This is a genomic window from Streptococcus sp. SCPM-O-B-23252 (M501), assembly GCF_058200355.1.
Genome location: NZ_JBYQGS010000001.1, coordinates 1,259,999 through 1,284,469 on the forward strand (window position 1 = coordinate 1,259,999; position 24,471 = coordinate 1,284,469).

Annotated in this window: 27 protein-coding genes and 1 other annotated feature; of the genes, 6 read left to right on the plus strand and 21 right to left on the minus strand. The window is 43.7% G+C overall.

From position 1 onward, the window contains the following. Position 1 precedes the first annotated feature (1 nt). The 3 genes from murD to typA form a co-directional block, all read right to left on the minus strand. Positions 2-1,354 (minus strand): UDP-N-acetylmuramoyl-L-alanine--D-glutamate ligase, encoded by a 1,353-nt coding sequence (murD, locus tag AC3E6G_RS06165; RefSeq protein ID WP_490700670.1) that lies wholly within the window; start codon positions 1,352-1,354, stop codon positions 2-4. Positions 1,355-1,535: 181 nt separating this feature from the next. Beyond that, complete coding sequence (locus AC3E6G_RS06170; protein ID WP_023026447.1) at positions 1,536-1,802, minus strand: DUF3165 family protein; 267 nt, start codon at positions 1,800-1,802, stop codon at positions 1,536-1,538. 22 nt (positions 1,803-1,824) lie between these two features. Then, positions 1,825-3,672, minus strand: coding sequence for a translational GTPase TypA (typA, locus tag AC3E6G_RS06175; RefSeq protein ID WP_125335214.1), 1,848 nt, complete (start codon positions 3,670-3,672; stop codon positions 1,825-1,827). 237 nt (positions 3,673-3,909) lie between these two features. Here typA and AC3E6G_RS06180 point away from each other — a divergent pair, with 237 nt between their 5' ends. Beyond that, positions 3,910-4,635: a pseudouridine synthase gene (locus AC3E6G_RS06180; RefSeq protein ID WP_125335212.1), complete on the plus strand. Its 726-nt coding sequence runs from the start codon at positions 3,910-3,912 to the stop codon at positions 4,633-4,635. A gap of 36 nt (positions 4,636-4,671) precedes the next feature. Here the strand turns inward: AC3E6G_RS06180 and AC3E6G_RS06185 are convergent, their stop codons facing one another. The 3 genes from AC3E6G_RS06185 to AC3E6G_RS06195 form a co-directional block, all read right to left on the minus strand. After that, complete coding sequence (locus tag AC3E6G_RS06185; RefSeq protein WP_125335604.1) at positions 4,672-5,016, minus strand: rhodanese-like domain-containing protein; 345 nt, start codon at positions 5,014-5,016, stop codon at positions 4,672-4,674. 38 nt (positions 5,017-5,054) lie between these two features. Continuing rightward, a complete protein-coding gene (locus tag AC3E6G_RS06190) occupies positions 5,055-5,273 on the minus strand; it encodes a YqgQ family protein (RefSeq protein WP_006596794.1) in 219 nt (72 codons plus the stop codon). A 122-nt stretch (positions 5,274-5,395) separates the two neighbouring features. Further along, the gene (locus AC3E6G_RS06195; RefSeq protein WP_006596795.1) at positions 5,396-5,923 is read right to left on the minus strand and encodes a Dps family protein; all 528 of its coding nucleotides are present in this window, start codon (positions 5,921-5,923) and stop codon (positions 5,396-5,398) included. 153 nt (positions 5,924-6,076) lie between these two features. On the opposite strand from AC3E6G_RS06195, the gene AC3E6G_RS06200 reads away from it, so the two are divergent. Next, complete coding sequence (locus tag AC3E6G_RS06200) at positions 6,077-6,736, plus strand: prepilin peptidase (RefSeq protein ID WP_490700671.1); 660 nt, start codon at positions 6,077-6,079, stop codon at positions 6,734-6,736. 6 nt (positions 6,737-6,742) lie between these two features. Here AC3E6G_RS06200 and trpB read toward each other — a convergent pair whose 3' ends face one another. The 13 genes from trpB to rsmD form a co-directional block, all read right to left on the minus strand. Next, positions 6,743-7,930, minus strand: coding sequence for a tryptophan synthase subunit beta (gene trpB, locus AC3E6G_RS06205; RefSeq protein ID WP_490700672.1), 1,188 nt, complete (start codon positions 7,928-7,930; stop codon positions 6,743-6,745). Positions 7,931-8,050: 120 nt separating this feature from the next. Beyond that, positions 8,051-8,286 (minus strand) — a binding site (T-box leader). 77 nt (positions 8,287-8,363) lie between these two features. After that, positions 8,364-8,897, minus strand: coding sequence for a VanZ family protein (locus AC3E6G_RS06210; RefSeq protein WP_490700673.1), 534 nt, complete (start codon positions 8,895-8,897; stop codon positions 8,364-8,366). Then, on the minus strand, positions 8,875-9,963 hold the full coding sequence (rlmN, locus tag AC3E6G_RS06215; protein ID WP_006596799.1) for a dual-specificity RNA methyltransferase RlmN: 1,089 nt from the start codon (positions 9,961-9,963) through the stop codon (positions 8,875-8,877). Before rlmN ends, AC3E6G_RS06210 begins: the two co-directional genes overlap by 23 nt. Positions 9,964-9,981: 18 nt before the next feature. After that, complete coding sequence (locus AC3E6G_RS06220; protein ID WP_048715804.1) at positions 9,982-10,560, minus strand: YutD family protein; 579 nt, start codon at positions 10,558-10,560, stop codon at positions 9,982-9,984. 426 nt (positions 10,561-10,986) lie between these two features. Beyond that, on the minus strand, positions 10,987-12,699 hold the full coding sequence (locus tag AC3E6G_RS06225; RefSeq protein ID WP_490700674.1) for a cache domain-containing sensor histidine kinase: 1,713 nt from the start codon (positions 12,697-12,699) through the stop codon (positions 10,987-10,989). Continuing rightward, the gene (locus AC3E6G_RS06230; RefSeq protein WP_125335600.1) at positions 12,696-13,430 is read right to left on the minus strand and encodes a response regulator transcription factor; all 735 of its coding nucleotides are present in this window, start codon (positions 13,428-13,430) and stop codon (positions 12,696-12,698) included. The genes AC3E6G_RS06225 and AC3E6G_RS06230 overlap by 4 nt, the downstream gene beginning before the upstream one ends. Before the next feature lie 58 nt (positions 13,431-13,488). Continuing rightward, a complete protein-coding gene (gene msrB / locus AC3E6G_RS06235; protein ID WP_125329696.1) occupies positions 13,489-14,610 on the minus strand; it encodes a peptide-methionine (R)-S-oxide reductase MsrB in 1,122 nt (373 codons plus the stop codon). A 12-nt stretch (positions 14,611-14,622) separates the two neighbouring features. After that, positions 14,623-15,183: a redoxin family protein gene (locus AC3E6G_RS06240; RefSeq protein ID WP_125335598.1), complete on the minus strand. Its 561-nt coding sequence runs from the start codon at positions 15,181-15,183 to the stop codon at positions 14,623-14,625. A gap of 59 nt (positions 15,184-15,242) precedes the next feature. Continuing rightward, complete coding sequence (locus tag AC3E6G_RS06245; RefSeq protein ID WP_125335200.1) at positions 15,243-15,563, minus strand: hypothetical protein; 321 nt, start codon at positions 15,561-15,563, stop codon at positions 15,243-15,245. Positions 15,564-15,589: 26 nt separating this feature from the next. Beyond that, positions 15,590-16,300, minus strand: coding sequence for a thiol-disulfide oxidoreductase-associated membrane protein CcdA2 (gene ccdA2 / locus AC3E6G_RS06250; protein ID WP_070589647.1), 711 nt, complete (start codon positions 16,298-16,300; stop codon positions 15,590-15,592). 161 nt (positions 16,301-16,461) lie between these two features. Continuing rightward, positions 16,462-17,472, minus strand: coding sequence for a SepM family pheromone-processing serine protease (locus AC3E6G_RS06255; RefSeq protein WP_221761782.1), 1,011 nt, complete (start codon positions 17,470-17,472; stop codon positions 16,462-16,464). Between the two features lie 101 nt (positions 17,473-17,573). Beyond that, a complete protein-coding gene (coaD, locus tag AC3E6G_RS06260; protein ID WP_048690372.1) occupies positions 17,574-18,047 on the minus strand; it encodes a pantetheine-phosphate adenylyltransferase in 474 nt (157 codons plus the stop codon). After that, positions 18,037-18,576 carry a 16S rRNA (guanine(966)-N(2))-methyltransferase RsmD gene (gene rsmD / locus AC3E6G_RS06265; RefSeq protein WP_048690373.1) on the minus strand — a complete coding sequence of 180 codons (540 nt, stop codon included), beginning with the start codon at positions 18,574-18,576 and terminating at the stop codon, positions 18,037-18,039. The genes coaD and rsmD overlap by 11 nt, the downstream gene beginning before the upstream one ends. A 182-nt stretch (positions 18,577-18,758) precedes the next feature. Between rsmD and AC3E6G_RS06270 the strand changes: the two genes are divergently transcribed. From AC3E6G_RS06270 to AC3E6G_RS06285, 4 genes are read left to right on the plus strand one after another with little or no spacing between them, the layout of a single operon-like run. Then, positions 18,759-19,436, plus strand: a complete 678-nt coding sequence (locus tag AC3E6G_RS06270; RefSeq protein WP_195611459.1) for a helix-turn-helix domain-containing protein — start codon at positions 18,759-18,761, stop codon at positions 19,434-19,436. 2 nt (positions 19,437-19,438) lie between these two features. Further along, complete coding sequence (locus tag AC3E6G_RS06275; protein WP_195611462.1) at positions 19,439-20,851, plus strand: Y-family DNA polymerase; 1,413 nt, start codon at positions 19,439-19,441, stop codon at positions 20,849-20,851. Beyond that, positions 20,848-21,219, plus strand: a complete 372-nt coding sequence (locus AC3E6G_RS06280; RefSeq protein WP_195611465.1) for a hypothetical protein — start codon at positions 20,848-20,850, stop codon at positions 21,217-21,219. The genes AC3E6G_RS06275 and AC3E6G_RS06280 overlap by 4 nt, the downstream gene beginning before the upstream one ends. Further along, positions 21,200-21,487 (plus strand): DUF5960 family protein, encoded by a 288-nt coding sequence (locus AC3E6G_RS06285; RefSeq protein ID WP_490700675.1) that lies wholly within the window; start codon positions 21,200-21,202, stop codon positions 21,485-21,487. The genes AC3E6G_RS06280 and AC3E6G_RS06285 overlap by 20 nt, the downstream gene beginning before the upstream one ends. 37 nt (positions 21,488-21,524) lie before the next feature. Here AC3E6G_RS06285 and AC3E6G_RS06290 read toward each other — a convergent pair whose 3' ends face one another. Continuing rightward, positions 21,525-23,114: a hypothetical protein gene (locus AC3E6G_RS06290; RefSeq protein ID WP_125335596.1), complete on the minus strand. Its 1,590-nt coding sequence runs from the start codon at positions 23,112-23,114 to the stop codon at positions 21,525-21,527. A gap of 77 nt (positions 23,115-23,191) precedes the next feature. Continuing rightward, positions 23,192-24,412, minus strand: a complete 1,221-nt coding sequence (locus tag AC3E6G_RS06295; RefSeq protein WP_125335186.1) for a DNA cytosine methyltransferase — start codon at positions 24,410-24,412, stop codon at positions 23,192-23,194. Between the last annotated feature and the right edge of the window lie 59 nt (positions 24,413-24,471).

The window sequence follows — 24,471 nt, forward strand, 5'->3', positions numbered from 1 at the left end:
ATTATTTTTTCAACTCTTCTACTGTTTTAAGGAACTCATCGCCCCGTACTTCGAAATTCGCGTACATATCCCAGCTGGCATTGGCTGGACTAAGCAAGACGATATCACCTGGCTCAGCTATTTCAAAGGCTTTGCGCGTTGCATCTGCCACATCCGTCGCATCTAGATAAGCCACACCCGCTTGATCCGCTGCTCGTTTCACCCGTTCAGCAGACTCTCCAAGAATGACCATCTTTTTAAGACCAGTAATATCTGGCACCAATTCGTCAAACTCATTGCCTCGGTCCAAGCCACCAGCGATTAAGATGACATGAGCGTTATCAAAGCCAGACAAGGCTTTTTGGGTTGCTAAGATGTTGGTAGACTTACTATCATTGTAGAATTTCACCCCTTCAATCTCAGCTACATACTGCAAGCGGTGCTTCACCCCGCCAAAGGCTGATAAGATTTCTTGGATAGTTTGATTGTCAACACCACGAAGTTTGGCCACTGCAATGGTAGCTAAAGCATTTTCTACATTGTGGCTGCCTGGTACTCCAATTTGGTCTGCTCGCATGACGGCTTCACCTCGGAAGTAAAGGACACCGTCCTCTAAATATGCTCCGTCTACCTTTTCTTGGGTTGAAAATGGCACCACAGTAGCCTCTGTTTGCTGCGCCAAGTCTTTGGCTAGATCTTGGTTAAAGTTTAGTACCACAAAATCCTTGGCAGTCATATTCTTTTGGATTGCCCATTTTGCAGCTACATAGCCTTCGAAAGATCCATGGTAATCCAAGTGGGTCGGCATCAGATTGGTAATGACTGCAATTTCTGGATGGAAGGCTTCAATCCCCATCAATTGGAAAGAAGACAATTCCATCACCAATGTGTCTTTAGCTGTCGCTGTTTGAGCGACTTGACTAGCTGGAAAACCAATATTTCCAGACAAGAGACCGTTTTGTCCAGCGGCAGTTAATACTTCTCCAATCATGGTAGTGGTGGTTGTTTTTCCGTTAGAACCTGTGATTCCGATAATGGGCGCTTCTGAAATGAGGTAGGCCAATTCAACTTCGGTCAAAACAGGGATGCCTTTTTCAAGGGCCCGTTCAACCATAGGATTCGTGTAAGGAATTCCAGGGTTCTTCACCATCACCGCAAAGTCTTCATCCAAGAGTTCCAGAGGATGTCCTCCTGTCACAACTTTGATTCCTTCTTCTAGCAAACTTTGGGCTGCAGGATTTTCTTCAAAGGCTTTGCCATCATTCACCGTTACGATAGCTCCTAGGCGATCGAGTAGTCGCGCTGCAGATTCTCCAGACTTAGCCAATCCTAAAACAAGGACTTTTTTATTTTTAAATGTTTCAATGATGTTCATAGCTTTTTTCTCTCCAATTTGTTCACCTTCTATTTTACCCTTTTTTAGACAAATTAAAAAGCCTTAAGACAGCAAAAGAAGCAACACTTATAAAAATGACCGCTTCAGCATCTGTCATAAAAAAGAGTCGCCATGATTTTCTATCACAACAACTCTATTTTATGGAGACAAGCTCTCCAGTTTATTCTGATTTATCCAAGCGTTTAGAAGACTTGGTCGGCAATCGCGAAATATCAACGAGGGCCAGGTATCCTACAAAAGCAAGGAAGGCGCCCACAAAAAATTCTGAAGGCAATTGGAAAATTTGGAAAATCGCTAAGCAAAGGAGAATGACCAAAGAGACCAGCAATACGACTAGGGTAACTACATTCAGAGTTCCTCTGATGCTCTTTGGAGCTGCAAAAAGGTAAAAAAGGAGGATCAAAATACCTATAATTAAATAAACCATTTTGTCACTCCTTTCTTATTTCTTATTCAGCTGCGGCTGATTTTTTCTTTTTATTTGCTTTTTCGCGTTCTGCCTTATTCAAGATTTGTTTCCGCAAACGGATAGATTCAGGCGTTACTTCCATGTATTCATCATCATTCAAGAACTCAAGTGATTCTTCAAGCGTCAAAATACGAGGAGTTTTGATAACCGCTGTTTGGTCCTTAGTAGCAGAACGAACGTTGGTCATTTGTTTCGCTTTCGTGATGTTAACAGTCAAGTCGTTTTCACGAGAGTTTTCACCGATGATCATTCCTTCGTAAACCTCAGTACCTGGGTTGACAAAGATGGTTCCACGTTCTTCGATAGACATGATTGAGTAGGTTGTAGCCTTACCAGCATCGATAGAAACAAGGGCACCACGGTGACGTCCACCAATTTCACCTGGAATTAATGGCAAGTATTGATCAAAGGTGTGGTTCATGATTCCATACCCACGAGTCATTGATAGGAACTCAGTTGAGTAACCAATCAACCCACGCGCAGGAACTAGGAAGACCAAACGCGTTTGACCATTACCTGTTGCAATCATATCCAACATTTCACCCTTACGCTCAGAAAGGCTTTGGATAACTGACCCTTGGTATTCTTCTGGAGTATCGATTTGCACGCGCTCAAATGGCTCGCACTTCACACCGTCAATTTCTTTGACGATAACTTCTGGACGAGACACTTGAAGCTCGTAACCTTCACGACGCATAGTTTCGATAAGAATTGACAAGTGCAATTCCCCACGTCCTGAAACTGTCCATTTATCTGGTGAGTCCGTTGGGTCTACACGAAGAGATACGTCTGTTTGCAACTCAGCTTGCAAACGTTCTTCAACCTTACGAGAAGTCACCCATTTTCCTTCACGACCAGCAAAAGGTGAGTTGTTAACCAAGAAGGTCATTTGAAGAGTTGGTTCGTCGATATGAAGAACTGGAAGAGCTTCAACTGCATCTGTTGGAGTGATTGTTTCTCCAACGAAGATGTCTTCCATACCTGATACGGCAATTAAGTCACCGGCCTTAGCTTCTTGGATTTCACGACGTTCCAAACCAAAGAAACCAAAGAGTTTTGTGACACGGAAGTTTTTCGTTGTACCGTCAAGTTTAGAAAGAGTAACTTGGTCTCCAACCTTGACTGTACCACGGAAGATACGTCCGATACCAATACGTCCTACGAAGTCATTGTAGTCAAGAAGTGACACTTGGAATTGAAGGGGCTCATCTGAGTTATCAACTGGAGCCGGGATGTGGTCGATAATGGTGTCAAAGATTGGCGCCATAGTCTTTTCTTGATCTGCTGGATCATCTGACAAGGAAGATGTTCCGTTGATCGCTGACGCATAAACGACTGGGAAGTCAAGCTGATCATCATCTGCACCAAGCTCGATGAAGAGTTCCAAGACTTCGTCTACTACTTCTGCTGGACGAGCAGATGGCTTATCGATTTTGTTAACTACAACGATCGGCACAAGGTCTTGTTCCAAGGCTTTTTTCAATACGAAACGAGTCTGTGGCATGGTTCCTTCGTAGGCATCTACGACCAAAACAACACCGTCAACCATTTTCATGATCCGCTCAACTTCTCCACCGAAGTCCGCGTGTCCTGGTGTGTCCATGATGTTGATACGAGTCCCGTTGTAGGCAACTGCGGTATTTTTCGCAAGGATGGTAATTCCACGCTCTTTTTCGATATCGTTTGAGTCCATTGCACGCTCTGCCAACTCTGTACGTGCGTCAAGAGTTTCAGATTGTTTCAACAATTCGTCAACGAGGGTTGTTTTACCGTGGTCGACGTGGGCGATAATCGCGATATTACGGATATCTTCTCTTAATTTTGTCATGATTTCCTCTATTGTATTCAAAAATTTATTTTCTAACTGAACGATTATACCACAATTTTAAGCAAATGGCATAACTCAGACAAGTGTAAATGTTTTCATGCTTTCTTTCGAAAACCTGCTTTCTCATTCCCACTCCTAACCACTCTATTCATGAAAATCTTTCACCTCTTTATCCCTTTTCTTCATTCTTTTTCCGAATACTTGTGATTCTCTCCATTTCATGCTATCCTGTCTTTTATGAGATTAGATCAATTACTGGCCCACTACCAAATTCCCCGCAAAGAAATCAAACAGAGCCTAGCCAAAAAGCAGATCCTAGTCGACGGACTTGCTGCAACAAAATTATCCCAAAATGTCGATACAGGTCTCCAAGAAGTTCGCTGGAAGGATCGGATCCTTACCGACTGTTCCCATCACTATTTTCTTCTTCATAAACCCCAAGGACTAGTGACGGCTACCAAGGATGCCCAACATCCTACAGTGTTGGATCTCCTCCGAGCAGAAGACCGGACCCCCAAGACCTATCCTATCGGTCGACTGGATCGGGATACGACCGGACTCCTCCTGCTCACAGACAATGGACCTCTAGGTTTCCAACTCCTTCATCCCCAATACCATATTGAAAAAGAATACGCGGTAACAGTCAACGGCCCTCTTGAACCCGCTCATATAGAGGAATTTCAAGAAGGAATCACCTTCTTAGACGGGACCAGGTGTAAGCCGGCCAAACTAAAAATCCTTAACTCCAACCTTACCGAAAGTCAGGCCCTGGTCACCCTGTCTGAAGGGAAATTTCATCAGGTGAAAAAGATGTTTCTATCCATTGGGGTCAAAGTCACTACTTTAAAACGCGTTCGCTTTGGGCCTTTTACTTTAGAGGATGAGCTGAAAGAGGGGCAGTATCGCCCCCTCACATCAGTTGAATGTGATGCGATTCGCTCTTTTCTAGAAGAAACCCGCTAAAAAACTCCAGAAGTATAAGCTTCTGGAGTTTTGATCTTAGTTCGTCTTGACTTTCCCATCCCATGAATCCAAACCATAGGACAAGATATAGATATCTTTATAGCCCTGTTTTTTCAAGAAGAGGGCCGCATTGGTCACACGGGACCCACGACTGTTCTCATAGAGCAAGACTGGTTTATCTTTGCGAAGAGCTGCCAGACTCACTTTTAACTGGTTGGATGGAATATTCCGGGCTCCTAAAATATGCTTAGCGTGGAATTCATTCGGATCACGCAAGTCCACTAATTGGCCTTTGCGGATCAATTCTTCAAACTCTGCATTGTCCACAATTTTTGCAGCACGACGGATACGGAAGTAATTGTAGCCCATCCAGCCAAACATCCCTAAAACAATCAACCATACTAAAACATTTGTTACATTCACTTTTCTTTTTCCTCTTCTAAATAGCGTAATTCCTGTGCGTGTTCTCTACGTAAGACGGCTTCCGCTTCTAGATAATCCAATTTTTCCATCAGCCCAGCGTCATAGATCCTTTTCAATTCAATCTTCATCAATTCGATGTCGTAAAGCCGTTTTCCAACATAAATAATGATTCCAAATTTTTTCAGAAATTGTTGAACATCGTACAGGGTTTTCATGTGCTTATTCTATCAAATCTTTCAAGTATTTTCAAGATGGCTCCTGTTTTATTTACAGGAAAAATCTCATCCAAAAATAATGAGCCTCCCAATTAAGGAAGGCTCGTTTGTTTATTTTCAGATTACAAACCTGGTGCTTGGCCCAATTCAGCGGCAATCATCCAGATATGTTTTTCCAATTCAGCTTTTGCACCAACAAAGATATCGTTGGTCACGTCATCTCCTTCAGCATCTGTGATATCCAAGGCTTTTTGATAAAGACTTACCAAGTAGCGGAAGATAGAAAGAACACGTCCCAAATTTTCTTCCATAGAGCGTTCGAATGAACCTTTTTCTTCTTGGATGTTGCTGTGTTCCAAGAACTCAACCATGCTAGCGTATGGGGCACCACCCAAGGTAATCAAGCGTTCACTCACTTCATCAAGAGTCGCATCCAAGCTTTCCATGTACTCATCCATTTTTGGATGCCATACGAGGAAACCACGGCCACGCATATACCAGTGCACTTGGTGCAAGGCAATATGAGCGACATAAAGATCTGCCACCACTTGGTTGAGAACCGCTTTTGTATCGGTTAAACTCTTGCTTACTTCGCTGATTGTTGCAAATGTTGCTACGTCTTTTGCTGCTTCTTTTTTAATTGTTGTCATAACTAAATTCTCCTTTTTTAGAATTATTCTAATTTAGTTATATTATAATCCTTCTAATTAAGAAATGCAAGAGAAAATGCTTAAATAAGAAAAGTTAGAAAATTGTTTCAGTTCTAATCGTTATTAGTCATCTTTTTTACGAATTATATAAGTATGATTAACTTTTATTTTTTTACAGTCGGTTCCTGCATCGCCTCCTTTTTAGGGCTCGTCATTGACCGCTTTCCAGAAAGCTCCATCATCTGTCCGAGAAGCCACTGCGATCGTTGCCAACAGACCTTAAGACCTCTGGACCTGATTCCCATTCTCTCACAAGTACTTTTTCGATTCCGTTGCCGCTACTGCCAGAGTCCTCTTCCTTATTGGTATGCCCTCTTTGAAGCCTGGAGTGGCCTCCTTTTTTTGCTATGCTATCAGGGCTTTCTTCCCATTCCTCATCTCCTGCTTCTGCTTGGCAGTTGTGTTTTGGCTATCTATGATTTGCGCTCCATGGAGTACCCTCTCCTTCTCTGGCTAATACTCCACACTTTTTGCCTACTTTTCACAGGTCCTACCCTCTTGATGGGAGTCTTTCTCTTCTTAGGAATTCTATCTTGTCTTTACTCCATTGGCATTGGAGCAGGGGACTTTCTCTTACTGGCTACTTTTTCTTTGACCCTCTCAGCTACCCAAGTCCTCCTAGTCATGCAAGGGGCTTCACTCATTGGTCTCCTGGTCTTTCTCTTTAAAAAAGAAAAAGACCGGATTCCTTTCGTTCCCTGTCTTTTTCTGAGTTATCATGCTTTACTCTTTTTTACAATTTTTAGCAGATAAGATTTTTTAGTTTGTAGCTTTCGCTTCTAGATAATCTGCAATAGCAGCTACGTCCTTATCCCCACGTCCTGAAACATTGATGATGATAATCTTGTCTTTGTCCAATTGTGGAGCGCGTTTAACCGCTTCTGCAATCGCGTGTGAGCTTTCAATAGCTGGGAGGATTCCTTCTGTCTTACTGAGAAGAAGAAGCGCTTGAACTGCTTCATCATCTGTCGCAGCTACATATTCGACACGACCAGAGTCTTTAAAGAAAGCATGCTCTGGACCAACCCCTGGGTAATCCAAACCAGCAGAGATTGAGTACACTGGCGCTACTTTTCCATCTTCGCCAAAGACAGCATAGGTCTTCATGCCATCGACAACTCCTACAGTCCCCTTAGTCATGGTCGCTGCGTGCTGATCTGTATCCAAACCATGGCCTGCCGCTTCAACACCGACCAATTTGACTGCTTCATCACCTACATACTGGGAGAAGGCACCAATGGCATTGGATCCTCCACCGACACAGGCAATGACATAGTCTGGCAAACGACCTTCTTTTTCCAAGATTTGGCGTTTAGATTCTTCACTGATCACCTTTTGGAATTCATGCACAATGGTTGGGTAAGGGTGAGGACCAACAGCAGAACCCAAAACGTAAAAGGCATCAAGGTCCGCCATCCATGCTCCAAACGCAGCATCAACAGCGTCTTTCAAGGTCTTCGTTCCTGTTTCAACCGCATGGACGGTTGCCCCCATCATTTCCATACGGAAGACATTGAGACGTTGACGTTCCACGTCTTCTGCTCCCATGTAGACATCACAAGCCATACCGAACTTAGCTGCTGCGGCCGCTGTGGCCACACCGTGTTGACCGGCTCCTGTTTCAGCAATCACGCGCGTTTTGCCCATGCGTTTGGCTAAGAGGATTTGCCCCAAGACGTTATTTAACTTGTGCGAACCTAGGTGATTCAAGTCTTCGCGCTTCAAATAAATTTTCGCCCCACCTAAATGATCTGTCAAACTTTCCGCAAAGTAGAGCGGTGTTTCCCGTCCAGAATAATCTTTCAGATAATGTTTGTATTCTGCGATAAATTCTGGGTCATTTTTGTACTGTTCGAAAGTTGCCTCTAATTGATCCAGCAAGTTTTGAATAGGTTCTGGTACGAAAGATCCACCAAATTGTCCGAAATAGCCTTTTGTTTCTGTCATGATTGTGTCCTCTTTTCTATATTTTCAATCTTGTTTATGATTTTTTCTCTCGCTGGCCCTTTGAGCTGCAGTCTCACTGGATTCCTTTGAGATACAAAAAAACTCACACAGAAAAATCTGTGTGAGGACGATTCGATACCGCGGTGCCACCTCAATTGTAGGGAGACATTCTTTCTCCTACATCTCTGACCTGTCTAACAACAGGGTGCACGATAAGGTGTGCTCACCGAATTTTTATTGTTTCAAATTCATCATCATAAACGCATCAGCCCATTTCAAGATTGACCACTGCTTGTTCGCAATCACCACAAGCTCCCTGGAAGTGAGAAAAACCTCTACTTTTCTGATGTCTTGAAGCTATTATAGCTCCCGCTTCTGACTTTGTCAACCCAAAATTTGAAATCGTATTCAATCGTTCGGATTTTAGTCCAAACTAAGATAGATTGTCCTTACCCATAGAAGCTTTCACCCATTTAAAACACAGATAGGCTAGGTAGCCTCCCAGAGTATTGGTCCACAAATCATCTATCTCAAACACCCGATTGAAATCAAACAAGAGGTCTAACACAATCTGACTAAGCTCGATCCACACACTCATCCCTAGACTAAAGCAAAGGACGCGTTTCCGAGTACCTAGCCAAGGCCAGAGCCACAATACTTGAAAAACCAAAGGGAACAAGAGAAAGATATTGGCTATATTCTGTACAAGCACCTTGATCAGCTGGAGCAGACTGGTCACTTGACCTAGGTTGATGAGAGAATTAAAGGGAATCAGTAATACGACTACACGACCAAAATGTTGAATCCCAGGTGTTTCCATCCCTGGTTCAGGTCGCTGGGGAAGAAAACACAGGAGGCAGAGCAGGACAAAATAGAAGAAACTGCCACCTAGTAGCAGTTGTCTTCCTTTTTTTGTTAATTGCCCTTCTTCTATCAGCCAGTTGTTACGGTTGAGCTTCTTCAACAATGGCTTTCTCCCGGTCTCTCTTCATCGTATTGGAACGCAATTGTCCACAAGCGGCATCGATATCCGTACCATGCTCTTGACGAACCACGCAGTTGACTCCGTTTTTCTTCAAGGTGTCATAGAAGGCCATCACGCGCTCTCTTGGACTCCGGCTATATTGGTCATGCTCACTAACTGGGTTGTATGGGATCAAGTTGACATAAGATAGCTTCTTGATCTTTTTGAGGAGTTCTGCCAATTCCAAGGCTTGCTCGACACCATCATTGACTTCGTTGAGCATGATATACTCGAAGGTCACCCGACGGTTGGTCGTTTCGATATAGTACTCAATGGCCGCAAATAATTTCTCAATCGGGAAAGCCCGGTTGATTTTCATGATGCTAGAACGCAAGTCATTGTTTGGAGCATGAAGGGATACTGCCAAGTTGACCTGAACCCCTTCATTGGCAAAGTCACGAATCTTATGAGCCAAGCCAGACGTTGAAACGGTAATGTGACGGGCACCGATAGCCAGCCCCTTGTCATCATTAACCGTACGGACAAAGCTTAAGACATTCTTGTAGTTGTCAAACGGCTCACCAATTCCCATCACAACGATATGGCTGACACGTTCATCTTGTCCACGTTCATCAAAGTATTTTTGAACCAACATGATTTGGGCAACGATTTCCCCGCTGTTCAAGTCGCGTTGCTTCTTGATCAAACCAGATGCACAGAAGGTACAACCGATGTTGCACCCTACCTGAGTGGTGACACAAACTGACAAGCCATAGTGTTGACGCATCAATACCGTTTCGATCAACATGCCATCTGGCAATTCAAAGAGGTATTTGACAGTCCCATCTGCCGACTCTTGTACAATCCGTTGTTTCAAGGGATTAATCACGAACTGGTCGTTCAAGGTTTCAATCAAGTCCTTCGATAGGTTGGTCATTTCTTCAAATGACTGGACGCGTTTCCGATAGAGCCATTCCCAGATTTGGGTCGCTCGGAATTTCTTTTCACCATTTTCTTCTGCCCACTCGATCAGTTCTTGTCGAGTCAAGCCATAAATTGAAGGTTTCATCTTATCTCTTTTCTCTCTTTACTTTTGACGGATGACAAAGTGGCGTTCTTGCTCACCCTGTGCATCTTTTTTTCTAGACCGCTGACGGTTCTTTTTCTTTGGTTGAGAAGTCTTTTGTTTTTGCTCTTGTTCACGTTCCCGTGGCTGATTTTTAGAGCGATTCCGGCGATTTTGACGACCGCCACGCTTAGCAGAACGATTCCCCTCTTCCTGTTGTTTTGGAGAAGATTTCTTGTCAAAGGATGCTCGACGAGGTTCTGCATTTTCTAGGACAAAATAAGCACAGCCATAGCTACAGTATTCTAATAAATAATCTTCTAGACGGCTGATTTTCTCTGCATCTGTGACTGGGCGATCATCTTTATAGAAGCCTCGTAGGCGCAACTGTTCATTGCTCCAATCACCGACAATATAATCAAATTTGGTCAAAACCTCTGAAAAACGCTGGCCAAAGACCGTCGCATCAAAGGCATCATTTTGATTCTCAACCAGCTCAAATGTCAATTGTTCTGCTAGCACTTGACTGCCAACCAGACGAAATTCCGGTCCAGGATATTTATTGTAATTAAATAATTCAGGGGATATTTCTTTGCGCATAGCCTTCCTTTATTCATACCTTTAGTTGTAACACTTTATTTTATCATAAATCCCTATCTTTAGATAGAATTTCAACGGAAAAGAGAAAATCTGTAAAAAGTCTGACGATTTAATTTACCTTTTCTTGCTGTCACATTATAAAAAGCAGGCTTTTCCAAAGCCTGCTCAGATGGAAAATAAAGTCTTCTGAAAAACTTTCCTTAGGTGAGTACGGACGTCAGCGAACTTCGTAGAAGTTCCATGACTAATTATTGAGCCTCTTCGCTCTTTAATTTCTGGGCTCAGGCTAAAACAGTTCCCCAAACTGTTTTACTCTCAATAATTCCGTGTGCCTGAAACAATTACGTTTCAGGCACTTTTCTCACGGCGGAAAGTTTTTTAGATGACTTCGTCTTCAATCTAAAACAAAGAAGGCAATCTTTGTCTCTATACATGTTCATCAGATGATGAAAGGGGTAAATAAAGAGTGATTTTTGTATAGCTATTGGCCTTAGAATCAATCTCCATATGATAGGCTTCACCAAATTGAAGATGCAATCGTTGGTCCACATTTTTCAAGCCAACACCTCCTAAACGAAGAAGGGTTTGGTCTGTTGACTCTGATCGGTCAAACCCTCGTCCATTGTCAAAAATCGATACGCAGGCGGAGTCTCCACTGACTTCAGTCGTCACTCGAATGAGACCGGGCCGATCGATCTCTTTAATGCCATGGTAAATCGCATTTTCCACTAAGGGTTGAAGCACTAATTTGGGGAGCTGATAGTCGCCCAACCGTTTATCTTCTAGAATTTCATAGTTGAGCTTCTCACCATAACGTTGCTTTTGAATGAAAAGATAATGGCGTACATGGTCAATTTCATCTCTCAGTAGGATTTGTTCCTGGCCTTGGTTGAGAGCCAGTCGAAAATATTGAGCCAGAGATTTGGTGATATCGACTACGCGCCGACTATCATTAAACTCCGCCATCCAGACAATCGTATCCAAGGTATTATAGAGGAAATGCGGATTAATCTGAGCCGAAAGTGCCCGCAACTCGTAACGCCGTGCGTTCTGCTCCTCTTCCTTAACCTGTTGCATGAGGTTATCGATTTGGTCCAACATGGCATTAAAAGTTTGAGCGAGGTCCACCAATTCTGGAGATCCTTTGGCTGCAGCTCTCACGTCAGCATCTCCTGCTCCAATCCTCAAAATGATAGCCTGAAGGTCTCGTAAGGGTTTGATCCACAAACGAAGAACAAAGCCGATCCCTATTAAACACATGATCAAAGCTAGTAATCCTAGACCAATGAAAGAGTATAGGAGCTGCGACTGAAGCATCTGAAGTCCTTCAAGTGAAGCCACTCCAATCAAGGTCCAATCACTATTTGGAATCGGAACCTGATAGATAAAATTCTGCCCTCCTTTTGCATAACCATCTTTCACAGCAATATAGGGCTGCATGGCCTGCATTTCTTGGCTGGAGGAATAGACCGCCTTTTTAGGATGGTAGACAAACTCATGCTTTTGATTAATGATAAAACTAAAGCCTTGTTTCCCTAGTTGAAGGTGATCCAAGTAAGCCTGAAGGCTATCGTAGCCAATATCCAAGCGTACTACTCCGAGATTTTGGCCAGTCTGATCGACCACTTCTTGGGTAATAGAAACCACCCATTTTTCTTTTTCCGAGGTCAAGGATTCCTTTCGAGCTGGTGTCAAGACTGGCATGGCTCTTTCCTTAATCGCCTCTTGATACCAACTTTCATTCATCATATCTGAGGAAGTCTGCATGCTGATTTTGGTATCTGTTGCTACCAGACGTCCGTCCTTAGTCACCAGGACTGCTGAGACCAGGTCCGGATCCGTTTCAATCATCGTTCGCATCAGGTGCTGAACCGTTTCTTGATCCGCACTCTTGTCTTGGGCAAATTGGCGAACAGCCTGTTCCTTGCTAAGCACTGTTGTGGTCTGCTTTAATTTTTTTAGATAGGAGGTGATAAACTGACTGCTTTGATCGATACTATTTCTTGTCGTCCGCTCTGTTTGCTGGCGGATCGTCCCTGAACTCGTTTGATAGTAAAGGCTACCAATAAGACCAAAAAGGAGGAGAATGAAGAGAAAAAAGTAGAGGACCAGCTGAATCAGCAATGGATATCGTTTCATTCATTCTCTCCTTTTTTGTACTGCCTTGGCGTCACCCCAACAACCTGCTTAAAGCGTTGAGAAAAATAGTTCATATCTTCAAAACCAACCTGATCGGCGATCTCATAAATCTTTAAATCTGTCGTGAGAAGCAAGAGGCGAGCCTTCTTCATTCGCTCCTGGATAAGGTATTCTTGGAAGGGGAGTCCCAATTTTTTCTTGATCAATACACTTAGATAAGAGGGACTGAAACCAAGTTGATAGGCCAAATCCTTCAGGGTTAACTGGGAATCTGCTAAACGAGCATGAATGGCTTCTTCCAAGTCTGTCGAATAACCATGACTGACCAAATCTTCGACTTGCGCCTTTTTTCGCTCTTGATCGAGTTTTCCTTTCACCTTTGCTAACATCTCTTCAATATCATCTTTTGAAAAAGGCTTCAGCAAATAATCATCTGCACCTAACTTGATGGCTTTCCTCGCAAACTCAAAGTCATCATAACCCGTCAAAAAAATGATATGACAAGACGGAGACTGCTCTTTGACGAGATGGGCCAGATCCAAGCCATTCATTTGTGGCATATTGATATCGGTTAGAAGGATATCGGCTGGTTGCTCTTGAAACTTCTCCCAAGCCTCACGCCCATTTTCTGCCTGGTTGATGACGGCCATTCCAAACTGTTCATAGTCTACTAAGGAAGTCAGACCCTGCCGGATAAGCTCTTCATCTTCCACAATCATGATCGCATACATGTCTTTCACCTACTTGTCTTTGCTATGCTTATTATAGCAAATTGTAGTTCCAAATGTCTCAGACATAGTCCAATAAATAACCGTAGCCCTTTTCCACCATTTCTGCTTTAGGGATGAATTTGATTGACAAGCTATTGATGCAGTAGCGAAGGCCGCCTTTTTCCTTGGGACCATCGGTAAAAACATGGCCCAGATGGGAATTTCCCACACGGCTCCGAACCTCTGTCCGAGTCATATTGAAACTCTTATCTTCCTTGTAGGTTGCCACATCCGGACTGATCGGTCGGCTAAAGCTTGGCCAACCACAACCAGAATCAAATTTATCTTTTGAGGAGAAGAGAGGCTCTCCTGTTACGACATCCACATAGATGCCCGCTTCAAACTTATCCCAATAGCGATTAGAAAAAGCACGCTCTGTATCATTCTCTTGCGTCACTGCATATTCTTCGGGCGATAACTTCTTCTTGATCTCTTCATCGCTCGGTTTTGGATAGCGACTAGCGTCAATAACTGGATAAGAAGCTTGATTCACATCAATGTGACAATACCCATTCGGATGTTTCTTTAGATAATCCTGGTGGTAGTCCTCCGCCTTGATGAAATTAGTCAGTGGCTCTTTTTCCACCGCTAACGGTTTGTCGTATTTTTTTGCTACCTCTTCAAAGACTTGGTTAATAGTTGGAAGGTCTTCTTGAGAGACATAATAGACACCTGTTCGGTATTGAGTTCCTTGATCATTTCCTTGACGATTCTTCGACGTTGGGTCGATAATCCGGAAATAATGCAGGAGCAATTCTTTCAGAGATACCTGCTTGACATTGTAAGTGATATGAACTGTTTCAGCATGGCCTGTTTGAGGGACTAATTCATACTTGGTGGTATCCCCTTTTCCATTGGCATAACCTGATTCGGCATCAATGACACCCGGAACACGGGAAAAATACTCTTCCACACCCCAGAAGCAACCACCAGCTAGATAGATTTCTCGTTGGTCTTCTGGATTGACTTTTTCTTCCTGCTTTTTGTTTGCTACTGGTGTCTGACTCATGGACGCTTTTTTGATCTGCTCAGTCGTCGCATCTGATGTATCCAAGGCCATGGATCCTTTGACAAGGAAAAAGATTCCAAAACAAAATAGCCCCACTAAAAGAATGGAAATGAGTTTCCATTTTGTTTCCATTTTATGCCCTCCTTACTTCATTTCTTTTAGAGTCTGGACGATGTCTTCCTTGCTCATATAACCGATATGGGTCTTAGCGAGAGTTCCATCGCTTGCAATAAAGAGTGCCGATGGATAAGAACGAATCCCATACTCTTGTAGCAGTTCCCCTTTACTATCTAGCAAGACTGGGAAATCCTTGTAATCCAAAGACTGGTACCAGTTTTTGAAATCTGCTTCTGATTTTTCACCATTAAAAGTTGGAGCCACAACGGATAAGACCACATAATCCTTACCCGCCTCTTCTTTTGCCAACTCATTGGTATCCTCTAATGTCGATAGGCAAATAGAGCACCAGGAAGCCCAAAATTTGAGGTAAACTTTCTTTCCCTTGTAATCAGATAAGCGGTAGGTCTTACCGTCTACTCCTTGCAGGTTAAACTCTTGAACCTTCTTTCCAGCTTGCTCTGAAGATCCCGTTGTGGATGTCTGCTTAGTCTCACTTTTGTTGGATGATTCCATTCCTTGGTTAGAGCAAGCCCCCAAAAGTCCAGTACACAAGAATCCTGCAGCTACTAAAGCTAATTTCTTCATCATTATTACCTCTTTAAACAAGGAGAAAGTCATCCTCAGATGACCTCTCCCTTCTTTCATTAGTTGTCTGATTTCATATCAGATGATTCACTCTTTTCATCTTTCATTTCTGAATCGCTAGATTTCATCTCATCTTTTTTCATGTCGTCCTTCATTTCAGAACTGCTGTCAGACATCATAGATGAATCTTTCATGTCTTCTTTTTTCATTTTATCATCGGACATGGACGAATCCTTCATGTCATCCTTCTTCATATCGTCCTTCTTCATCATACTACTATCGTCCGTTTTTTTCATGTCTGAATCTGATTTCTGTCCAGAACAAGCTGCTAAAGTGACGATGCTAAGTGTAGCAATAGAAAGTGCAAGAATTTTTTTCATGATTTTTCTCCTTTAATCATTCAAGATTAGTGAAACAGGGATGCGAGGCTATTAAGATTTCCTAGCATCAGCAAGATGCCCATCAAGATGATGAGGGCACCACCAATTTTTTTCAAGGTTCCCATATGGGGCTTGAGTTTAGCAAAATGTTGTAGAACCCAGCTAGAAGCCAAGGCCAAAAGCAAGAAAGGCAGAGCCAAGCCTAATGTATAGACCAGCATCAGGAGAGCGCCTTGCAATGCACCATCTCCTCCAGAAGCTGCAATGGCTAAAACAGAGCTCAAAACTGGTCCGACACAAGGGGTCCAACCAAAACTGAAGGTGACCCCTATCAGAAAAGCATTGAAGAATTCATTGCGTTTTTCATCCTTCTTCAGTTGGATACTCTTTTGTTTTTGGAGTTGCTGAAGATTGATGAGGCCCATCTGATGGATTCCCAATAAGATGACAATCCCTCCTAGTAGGTAACGGAACCATGGAGCATAAAGCACCTGGCCAAGGGCCCCTGCACCATATCCTAGAATCAGGAAAACAGTTGATAGACCTGCGATAAAACAAAGCGTCTTCACCAGGCCATACCAAGAAATGTCTCTTCCAAAAATACGCACCGTTTTTTCATGCTCAGAATCCAATAGAATCCCTACATAGACTGGCATCAGTGGCAAAATACACGGGGAGAAAAAGGATAGAACTCCCGCTAAGAATACTGAAATGGAAAACAAACTGGTTTGAATCATTTCACTACCTCCCTTTCTTTCTGACACCAGTATAAAGAAAAAATCCCTCTAAAAATAGAGAGATTGATAAGCAAAAACTTGAATTTAATTAGAAGGTGAATGTTCCCCTCTGCTAACACGATGTCATACGTGCAAGTACGAAATTTGTCAAACAAGCTACTTTAATTCTTTTTCAAATAGTCAATGGCATCCTGCAAGGTTTTGACAGGAACAATTTTCATCTTGGTTTTAATTTTCTTAGCTGTTTCTACCGCTTCGTCGTAGTTGCTCTTGGCATTCGGATTGTTCTTTTTGACTTCTTCTGTCACTGGATTGTCAGGGGCAAAGAAGATTTCAGCACCAGCTCGATCTGCCGCCACGACTTTTTTATCCACTCCACCGATATCTCCGACAGTCCCATCATGGTTAATGGTCCCTGTCCCCGCGATATGGCGTCCTTGACGAAGGTCTGGATCTGCTACTTGGGTATAGATGGACAAACTAAACATCATCCCGGCACTTGGACCACCGATGCCAGCTGTCGCAAACTCAATCGGTACATCACTCTTCACTTCTGTCCGGTCAATCAAGCTAATCCCAATCCCATTCTTGCCATTGACCAACTTAATAATCTTTCCTTCAGCAGTCTTGGTCTGGCCATCTTCTGTGTAGGTCACTGAGACCTTGTCCCCAATTTTTTGGGAACCAACATACTCGATGAGCTCTTTTGAGCTCTTGAAGGTCTTGTCATTGACAGCCGTAACTGTGTCCGCAATATTTAAAACGCCTTTGAAGGTAGAGTCTTCTGCTACTTGCATGACATAAACACCGAGGAATTCCATCTCTGTATCTTTTCCAGCCGTTTTCAGTCCTTGGTATTTGGCAGTATTTTGAGAGGTTTCCATATAAAATTGATTGATCCGGAAAAATTCCTCACTGGAACTGCCACCTGTCATTTCTTTTTCAGAGTAGATATCTGTAAAAGGAGTCACCCAGGCATAGACTATATCCGAGAAGGTCGCTTGCTTGACGGCAACAGTGACAAAATCATACGAACCGGATGCTTCATCATTTTTCTGGTTGACGCGCATCACTTGGCGAATATCTTCTGAACTCCCAGGCATTTCCAGATAATAGGGTAGGGGAACAAAGAAAGCTAGCAAGGCCAAAATCAGAAGCAGGGTCCCAATCATCGGCCAACGATAAGTTCTCCACACACTATCTTTTTTGCGCACAGGTTCAAATGGGCTTTCTGGTAGCTGAGCCCTTGGTTTCTCAAATTCTTTCATTCGTTTTATTTCATCTCCTTTATAACACTCTCTGGGACATAGGCACTGACATCCTGCTGGAAGGTCAGCAACTCGCGAATTCTCGTCGAGCTCAAGGCCTGGTACTGGGGCTGGGCACAGAGATAGATGGTCTCAAGCTCTGGAGCCAGCTGGTGATTGAAGTAGTCCATATTGCTTTCATAGAGGAAGTCCTGACTATTGCGCAACCCTCGGACCAAACTGGTCACCCCATACCGTCTAGCCACCTCTACTGCCAACTCTGCCTCTGCGGTGATGACTCTTACATTGGGCAAATGAGCCACTGCTTCTGTCACCATGGTTTCCCTTTGCTCAATGGTAAAATAGCCCTTCTTCTCATGATTAAAGAAGATGCCGACATACAAGTGATCAAACAAGCGACTAGCCCGCTCTATCAAATCCAAGTGTCCCAAGGTCATTGGGTCAAATGAACCTGTAAATAATCCGATTTTATCTGACATAAACCGTCACCTTACTAATTCCGTAGATTTTTTCTTTCCAGATTCCTAGACAAGCAATTTCCTCAGGCAAGTCCACTACCTTGTCTGTCTCACAGACGACCATGACTTCTTCTCCCAGCAGGTCTCGTTCAGCCAGGGCCTCAATATCAGCTACGATCTGCTCTTTTGCATAGGGAGGATCCAGGAAAATAAGATCAAAGGTCCCCTGCAATTGATTGAGAGCTTGGTGAGCCTCCATCTTCAGCAATTGAAACTTGTGGCTTTCCTTGGTCATTTGGATATTACTGGCAATGATCCCTTGGGCTCTGCGGTCTTTCTCAACCAAGACAGCCTGCTCCATCCCCCGAGATACCGCCTCGATGGACAGACCGCCTGAGCCAGCATATAAATCCAAGACCCGCCCCCCATCAAAATAAGGACCGATCATATTAAACATAGCCCCTCTGACTTTATCTGAAGTGGGCCTTGTTGTCTTTCCTTCGAGCGTCTTAAGAAGACGCCCTCCATAGGTACCTGATACAATCTTCATAGAGATTATTATATCAAAATTTGGATAAAAGATACAAAAACACCCACCTCTCCCATCTGAGATCCGCTTAAGTTAAATCCCTTTCACTCCTAAAGAAAAATCCTCTCACTTTTCTCTTGAAGTCCGAATTATTTTTTGCTATACTATACGTAACTTTTAAAACGTTACATAGGAGAATGCAGATGTTTGATGCAAAAAAATTAAAAGACCGGCGACTTGAGCTGGGCCTGACCCAAGCCCAGGTCTACGAATCCTTAGAGATTAGTCGCAAGACCTACTCTAGTTGGGAGAATGGCTTAGCAGAGCCACACGATAAAAATCTCAGGAGGTTGGCCAAGCGCCTCTCCGTTAAAGAGGACTACTTTGTCGACAAGAGCTCAGCGCTTTTCACCTACCCTTTACTAACGCCACCCCATCAGAAGAAGGTCGATCTCTTGGCTAGCCAACTCTTAGCAGAGCAAGAAAAAGTGGTTTCACTGATCCCTTACCGTGTCCTCTCTATCGACTTGGCAGCTGGGCATGGTCATACCTTTTATGACAATGAGACTGACTACGAGACCGTTTATTTTGACCAAGAGATCCAACACGACTTTGCCTCTTGGGTGTCTGGAGATTCTATGGAACCAAGCTATCCAAACGGTTCCGTTGCCTTGATGAAACAGACCGGATTTGACTATGATGGAGCGGTCTACGCCCTCATGTGGAACGGGAAGACCTATATCAAAAAAGTCTATCGAGAAGACGAGGGCCTCCGCCTAGAATCCATCAACCCAGCCTATGATGACCTCTTTGCCCCCTACGAAGATGAACCAAAAATCGTCGGTATCGTGGTCGGCCACTTCCTCCCTCTGGAGGTTTAGACATGCTTTTTGATTATTCACGTGAGCCTCGGTCTGATATTGCTTTTGTGGATATGAAAAGTTTCTATGCCAGCTGTGAATGCGTCCGTCTCGGCCTCAATCCCTTGACTACTTCTCTTTGTGTCATGAGTCGGAGCGACAATTCTGCTGGCCTCATCTTAGCCAGTTCCCCCGTTTTCAAGCAGATCTTTGGGAAGAAAAATGTCGGGCGGAGCTATGATCTGCCCTTCGATCTCAAGACGAGGAAATTCAATTACTACCTGGCCCGTAAGCAAGGTCTGCCGACGGATCCATCCTTTGTACACTATATCGAAAGTTGGGCCAAGCGCACCTTTATCGTGCCCCCTCGCATGAATGCCTATATCCAGGTCAACATGGAGATCCAGCAAGTCTTTCAAGAATTTGCTGCTCCAGATGACATCTACCCCTATTCCATTGATGAGGGATTTATCGATTTGACCAGCTCTCTCAACTACTTTATTCCCGATCCTCAGCTGGACCGACGCTCCAAGCTGGATCTTCTTTCTGCTCGGATCCAAAAGCGCATTTGGCAAAAAACTGGGATCTACGCTACTGTCGGGATGAGCAATGCCAATCCCCTACTGGCCAAACTAGCTCTGGACAACGAAGCCAAGCACCAGAAAACCATGCGGGCTAACTGGTCTTACGAAGACGTCCCCAGTCGAGTCTGGCAGATAAAAAAACTGACCGATTTTTGGGGGATCGGCCAGCGAACAGAAAAACGCCTGAACAAACTAGGCATTCACTCCATCTATGAACTGGCCCAGGCCAATCCAGACCAGCTCAAAAAAGAATTTGGAGTCATGGGCGTCCAGCTCTGGTTTCATGCCCATGGGATCGATGAAAGCAATGTCCATCGCCCCTATCGACCAAAGTCTCACGGTCTAGGAAATTCGCAAATCCTTCCCCATGACTACCACTGCCAAAACGATATTGAACTGGTCTTTCGAGAGATGGCTGAGCAAGTCGCTATCCGCTTGCGTCGGGAAAAGAAAAAGACACAATTGGTCTCCATCCACGCCAGCTACTCCAAACAGGAACAGCTTCCCTCCATCCACTGCCAGCGAAAGATTGAGCCGACTAACTCTACCGCTCAATTAGCCAAGGAAGTCATCCAGCTCTTTCGCTCCCACTACCAGGGAGGAGCCATCCGGCAGATCGGTGTCTTTTATGGGAAGCTCGTAGAAGAGAGCTTCCAGCTGATCTCCCTATTTGATGACCCTGAGCAAACCCAAAGAGAAGAAGCCCTCCAAGAGACCATTGACCATATCCGTGACCGATTTGGCTTTGCTTCTCTACAGAAGGGATCTGCCCTATTAGAAAATTCGCGCGCTCTGGCTCGAAGCAAACTGACCGGAGGCCACTCTGCAGGAGGTTTAGATGGCTTAGCATGATTGATCGTTCTTATCTCCCCTATCAGTCGGCACGCGACTTCCAAGACCGGGGCATGGCCAAGTGGGCCGGCTTCTTCCTCTCTGAGCATTCGACGGCCTTACAAACAAACCAGCTCTCTCTCGAAGAGCTTCGCCTCCTCTCAAACCAAGAAATCCGTCACCTCCTCGAGCAGGCCTACCAGCAAGAGACTCCTATCTCCCTCTCTACCCTCCAGGAAAATCAAGTCGCCGTCTACTACGGTCAGGTTTATACCTTAAGCCCTTCCGAGGTCCTCATAAAAAATGGCCACCACTATCACTCTCTCCTTCTTTCGACTATTTTTTCTATTGAACCAGGAGATTCTAGCTATGAAACCAGCCCTGAATAAACACGAACTCCAATTCGATTATTTTTCAGACAATTACCAGCAGTTCGAGCACGATTTTTACCGATTGGCAACGACTGCGACCCCCTTGGTCTTTTTAGAAGATGACCTGCTGAGATCCATGTCGACAGGCCAGCGCAACTATTTCAGACTCCACCATACCCAGAGTCGCGACCACTGTGACCACTACTTTCACTTTCGCGTCTCCACCCATCCCCAATCTCCACTGACACGGATTTATACCTACCTAGGCCACAGTCCTACCACATGATAAAAGAACCTCCTAGAAAAACTAGGAGGTTCTTTTATCATGTGGATGAAGAAGCTTTTGCAACCCAACCAATCGCATCTGCAGGAGGATTGTCCACATCGATCCAGATGAAGTCAATGCCGATTTCACCGTTTTTGAATTTGGAAAGACGGATACCATTGATTTCTAGCTGAGACAGTTTCTTACCCGTTAAGATCTCTCTGTCTTTTAACTGAAAGACACCACGAAGAATCCAATTGCCAAGGATTTCTTGCTTATCAGTTGATTGAATGGCCTTCCCGGCTTCTTGGTTGATATAGGCCGTAATCACATCACCTGATGATAAAAATCGTAGCTTAAAGGTCCGTTCTTCTTTCGGGAGTGCAAGTTTACTCGTACCTGGCTCAAACCTTCCAATCCCTTTACCAAAAAAGTCTGGACGCTCCTCATGGAAATGTTTGGAGTCTGGAAGAGGGATATACACTTCACTGACTGGGCGATACACCAGCTGTTCAATTTCTTTGATTAGTTTTTCATTCCCCGTCTCGTGTACAAAACGAATCAAGTCGTCACGAATGGACTTCATCTTAGCTTTTTCTTCCTTGCTAGACCATTTTTTCAAGAGGATTTCTTCTAAAGCAAAGGTCACAAAAGCTAGTTCTTCTGGAGCGAGACTATCTTTAAATTTGTCCTGAATCTTTAAAATCCGTGGCAAGCGATCCTTCTTGGCCAACTTTGAACCACCATTAAAAGCATTAAAGCCAGAATTTTCTTCTACATTTCCATGTTTGTCTGTAATTGCCCACGACACCGTCTCAAGAATCTCCGAATCACTTTTTTCCGAAGTCAATAAATGAAGGTGTTCAAAAAGATAAAAGGGATCTTCGACATAATTCACATCCCAGGTGTCAACTACAATCTCCTTATTCCTAAAGGTCATATGGAGCTGACTATCTGCAGCCGTGTATTTATAATCATGATGGCCATCTGTAAAACGGAAATTTGTCGGATTGTTCTTGGTTGTCGAGCCTAAAATCTTGAGATGGTCTAGGTCAACCGGCAGATAAGTCGTCTCTCCCACATGGATCTGAGGTTTGTGACCTTTCGAGGTCGGCATCAAGACATGATACACAGCTTCTATGTGACTAGCGTCAGAATGTAATCCCTTTATGAGTGCTTTGGATGATTCAATCCGTTGATTTCGCAAGGTCGCAATCTCACGGGCCAGTTTTTCATAGCGAGCACGATTTTCGTTATCAGCGGTTTCCTTGTCTGGTGAAATATCAGCCTGAAATCGAATTTCACTCAACAGCTCATTCCAAGACTGTGAATCTTTCTTGAACTGAGCAATCTTTTGATCCCCTGAGTCCAAACCAAAGGATTTAATCCCAACCAAATACTTATGTTGCTCATCAACGACAACCGAAGCATCATAGGAGGTATTAGCAATATCCTCACCAACCGCATGAAAAGCTTTTTGGAAAACAGTCTCTTGGAATTTTGAATTGACAATCGGAGCAACATAGCTTTCTCGATCATCAGAATCTTCACCTTCTGCTTTTTGAGAAAATGCTTCACTCAGACTAGCAAAATTGGTAATGAGAGTCTTGTATTTATCCTTTTGTTCTTGTTTTAGGTGTTCCCACATCATTCAATCCTCACTTCTTATTTAAGTATATCAAAAGAAGACTAGTTTTTCACTAGTCCCCTTACTTATATAATTCGTTAAATAATGCTGTAAAACTCAAAATTCCCACGTTTTTTTACCAATCTGAAATAATCTTCATCCGATAAAATTGCAAGCCCATCCTCATAGGAGGCAATCTTCTTCTCTGCTTCCTCATAAGTGGAGACAAAATCTTTCACATAAGACTGACCTTCAAATTGACCATTCATCTTGGTGTAGATAATGGCAAATTTTCCTGAACGATCCAGTTGAGACGGCCCATTGCTCTCATTAAGGGCAAAAGCAATCCGCTCTGCAATGCGTTTAATCACAGGAACAACCACACTGTTTCCAGCTTGTTTGTAGAGCTGACCATTGGAAACTCCCTCAGGGATTTTAAAGGATTTAGGATAGCCTTGAACATTAAAGGTTTCTTTGGGAGTTAACTTCCGAATCTCCCCAGTGTCAGTCAAGATCAATGGAACATTGTGTCCACCTGTTCCCATATTGGCTGTCAAGGTAGGGACTACACCGTTTTTGTTTTCACGGACATACTGACGACGCCATTGATAAACCGTATCTTGACTAGTCACTTCAAACTTCAACTGATCGTAGAAATTTTGTTTCCCTTCTCGATAATAGTAGGCCTCATCAGGCTTGGCACCAAAATCAATGACATCAGCCAAGGTCGTTGTTAGTTTGATTTCCTCTGGGAATTCAAATAAGTCGTAGGCTTCTTTAGTATCAAAACCAACGATATAGATCCGCTCGCGGTTTTGTGGGATATTCCCATAGTCTTTCCCGTTGAGAACCTTCCACTTGATGAAGTAGTTGTTCTCGGTCAAGGCTTCACGAATAACCTTGAAGGTATTGCCGTGGTCATGACCGACCATGTTCTTGACGTTTTCGATAAAAATGGCGCGAGGTTTGCACCCCTCAATCATGCGAAGCAATTCGAAGAAAAGATCGCCACGATCATCATCAAAGCCCTTGCGATAACCCGCAATACTAAAGGCCTGACAAGGGAAACCTCCCATAATCACATCCACGCGCTCAGCCGGAATGTCTTCCGGTTGCACCGCATGAATATCACGACTATCCAAATGCGTATTTGGATAATTTAAACGATAAGTCTGACGCGCATACTTATCAAATTCATTGGCATACACCACTCTGAACTCGTTGGTCTGTTCAAATCCCAACTCAATTCCCCCAACACCTGAGAAGAAAGCTGCAATGTTGTACTTCTCAGGTCGGTTCGAACTTACAGAATTTGTCATGTAGTAACCTGCTTTCTAAAATATTGACTTTTCTAGTATAACATGAATAATTTATTGAG

Excerpts from the sequence above, each read along its gene's own strand:
- murD (WP_490700670.1), bottom strand. The coding sequence starts at position 1,354 with ATGAACATCATTGAAACATTTAAAAATAAAAAAGTCCTTGTTTTAGGA.
- AC3E6G_RS06170 (WP_023026447.1), bottom strand. The coding sequence starts at position 1,802 with ATGGTTTATTTAATTATAGGTATTTTGATCCTCCTTTTTTACCTTTTT.
- typA (WP_125335214.1), bottom strand. The coding sequence starts at position 3,672 with ATGACAAAATTAAGAGAAGATATCCGTAATATCGCGATTATCGCCCAC.
- AC3E6G_RS06180 (WP_125335212.1), top strand. The coding sequence starts at position 3,910 with ATGAGATTAGATCAATTACTGGCCCACTACCAAATTCCCCGCAAAGAA.
- AC3E6G_RS06185 (WP_125335604.1), bottom strand. The coding sequence starts at position 5,016 with ATGTTTGGCTGGATGGGCTACAATTACTTCCGTATCCGTCGTGCTGCA.
- AC3E6G_RS06190 (WP_006596794.1), bottom strand. The coding sequence starts at position 5,273 with ATGAAAACCCTGTACGATGTTCAACAATTTCTGAAAAAATTTGGAATC.
- AC3E6G_RS06195 (WP_006596795.1), bottom strand. The coding sequence starts at position 5,923 with ATGACAACAATTAAAAAAGAAGCAGCAAAAGACGTAGCAACATTTGCA.
- AC3E6G_RS06200 (WP_490700671.1), top strand. The coding sequence starts at position 6,077 with ATGATTAACTTTTATTTTTTTACAGTCGGTTCCTGCATCGCCTCCTTT.
- trpB (WP_490700672.1), bottom strand. The coding sequence starts at position 7,930 with ATGACAGAAACAAAAGGCTATTTCGGACAATTTGGTGGATCTTTCGTA.
- rlmN (WP_006596799.1), bottom strand. The coding sequence starts at position 9,963 with ATGAAACCTTCAATTTATGGCTTGACTCGACAAGAACTGATCGAGTGG.
- AC3E6G_RS06220 (WP_048715804.1), bottom strand. The coding sequence starts at position 10,560 with ATGCGCAAAGAAATATCCCCTGAATTATTTAATTACAATAAATATCCT.
- AC3E6G_RS06225 (WP_490700674.1), bottom strand. The coding sequence starts at position 12,699 with ATGAAACGATATCCATTGCTGATTCAGCTGGTCCTCTACTTTTTTCTC.
- AC3E6G_RS06230 (WP_125335600.1), bottom strand. The coding sequence starts at position 13,430 with ATGTATGCGATCATGATTGTGGAAGATGAAGAGCTTATCCGGCAGGGT.
- msrB (WP_125329696.1), bottom strand. The coding sequence starts at position 14,610 with ATGGAAACAAAATGGAAACTCATTTCCATTCTTTTAGTGGGGCTATTT.
- AC3E6G_RS06240 (WP_125335598.1), bottom strand. The coding sequence starts at position 15,183 with ATGAAGAAATTAGCTTTAGTAGCTGCAGGATTCTTGTGTACTGGACTT.
- AC3E6G_RS06245 (WP_125335200.1), bottom strand. The coding sequence starts at position 15,563 with ATGAAAAAAATTCTTGCACTTTCTATTGCTACACTTAGCATCGTCACT.
- ccdA2 (WP_070589647.1), bottom strand. The coding sequence starts at position 16,300 with ATGATTCAAACCAGTTTGTTTTCCATTTCAGTATTCTTAGCGGGAGTT.
- AC3E6G_RS06255 (WP_221761782.1), bottom strand. The coding sequence starts at position 17,472 with ATGATTGGGACCCTGCTTCTGATTTTGGCCTTGCTAGCTTTCTTTGTT.
- coaD (WP_048690372.1), bottom strand. The coding sequence starts at position 18,047 with ATGTCAGATAAAATCGGATTATTTACAGGTTCATTTGACCCAATGACC.
- rsmD (WP_048690373.1), bottom strand. The coding sequence starts at position 18,576 with ATGAAGATTGTATCAGGTACCTATGGAGGGCGTCTTCTTAAGACGCTC.
- AC3E6G_RS06270 (WP_195611459.1), top strand. The coding sequence starts at position 18,759 with ATGTTTGATGCAAAAAAATTAAAAGACCGGCGACTTGAGCTGGGCCTG.
- AC3E6G_RS06275 (WP_195611462.1), top strand. The coding sequence starts at position 19,439 with ATGCTTTTTGATTATTCACGTGAGCCTCGGTCTGATATTGCTTTTGTG.
- AC3E6G_RS06280 (WP_195611465.1), top strand. The coding sequence starts at position 20,848 with ATGATTGATCGTTCTTATCTCCCCTATCAGTCGGCACGCGACTTCCAA.
- AC3E6G_RS06285 (WP_490700675.1), top strand. The coding sequence starts at position 21,200 with ATGAAACCAGCCCTGAATAAACACGAACTCCAATTCGATTATTTTTCA.
- AC3E6G_RS06290 (WP_125335596.1), bottom strand. The coding sequence starts at position 23,114 with ATGTGGGAACACCTAAAACAAGAACAAAAGGATAAATACAAGACTCTC.
- AC3E6G_RS06295 (WP_125335186.1), bottom strand. The coding sequence starts at position 24,412 with ATGACAAATTCTGTAAGTTCGAACCGACCTGAGAAGTACAACATTGCA.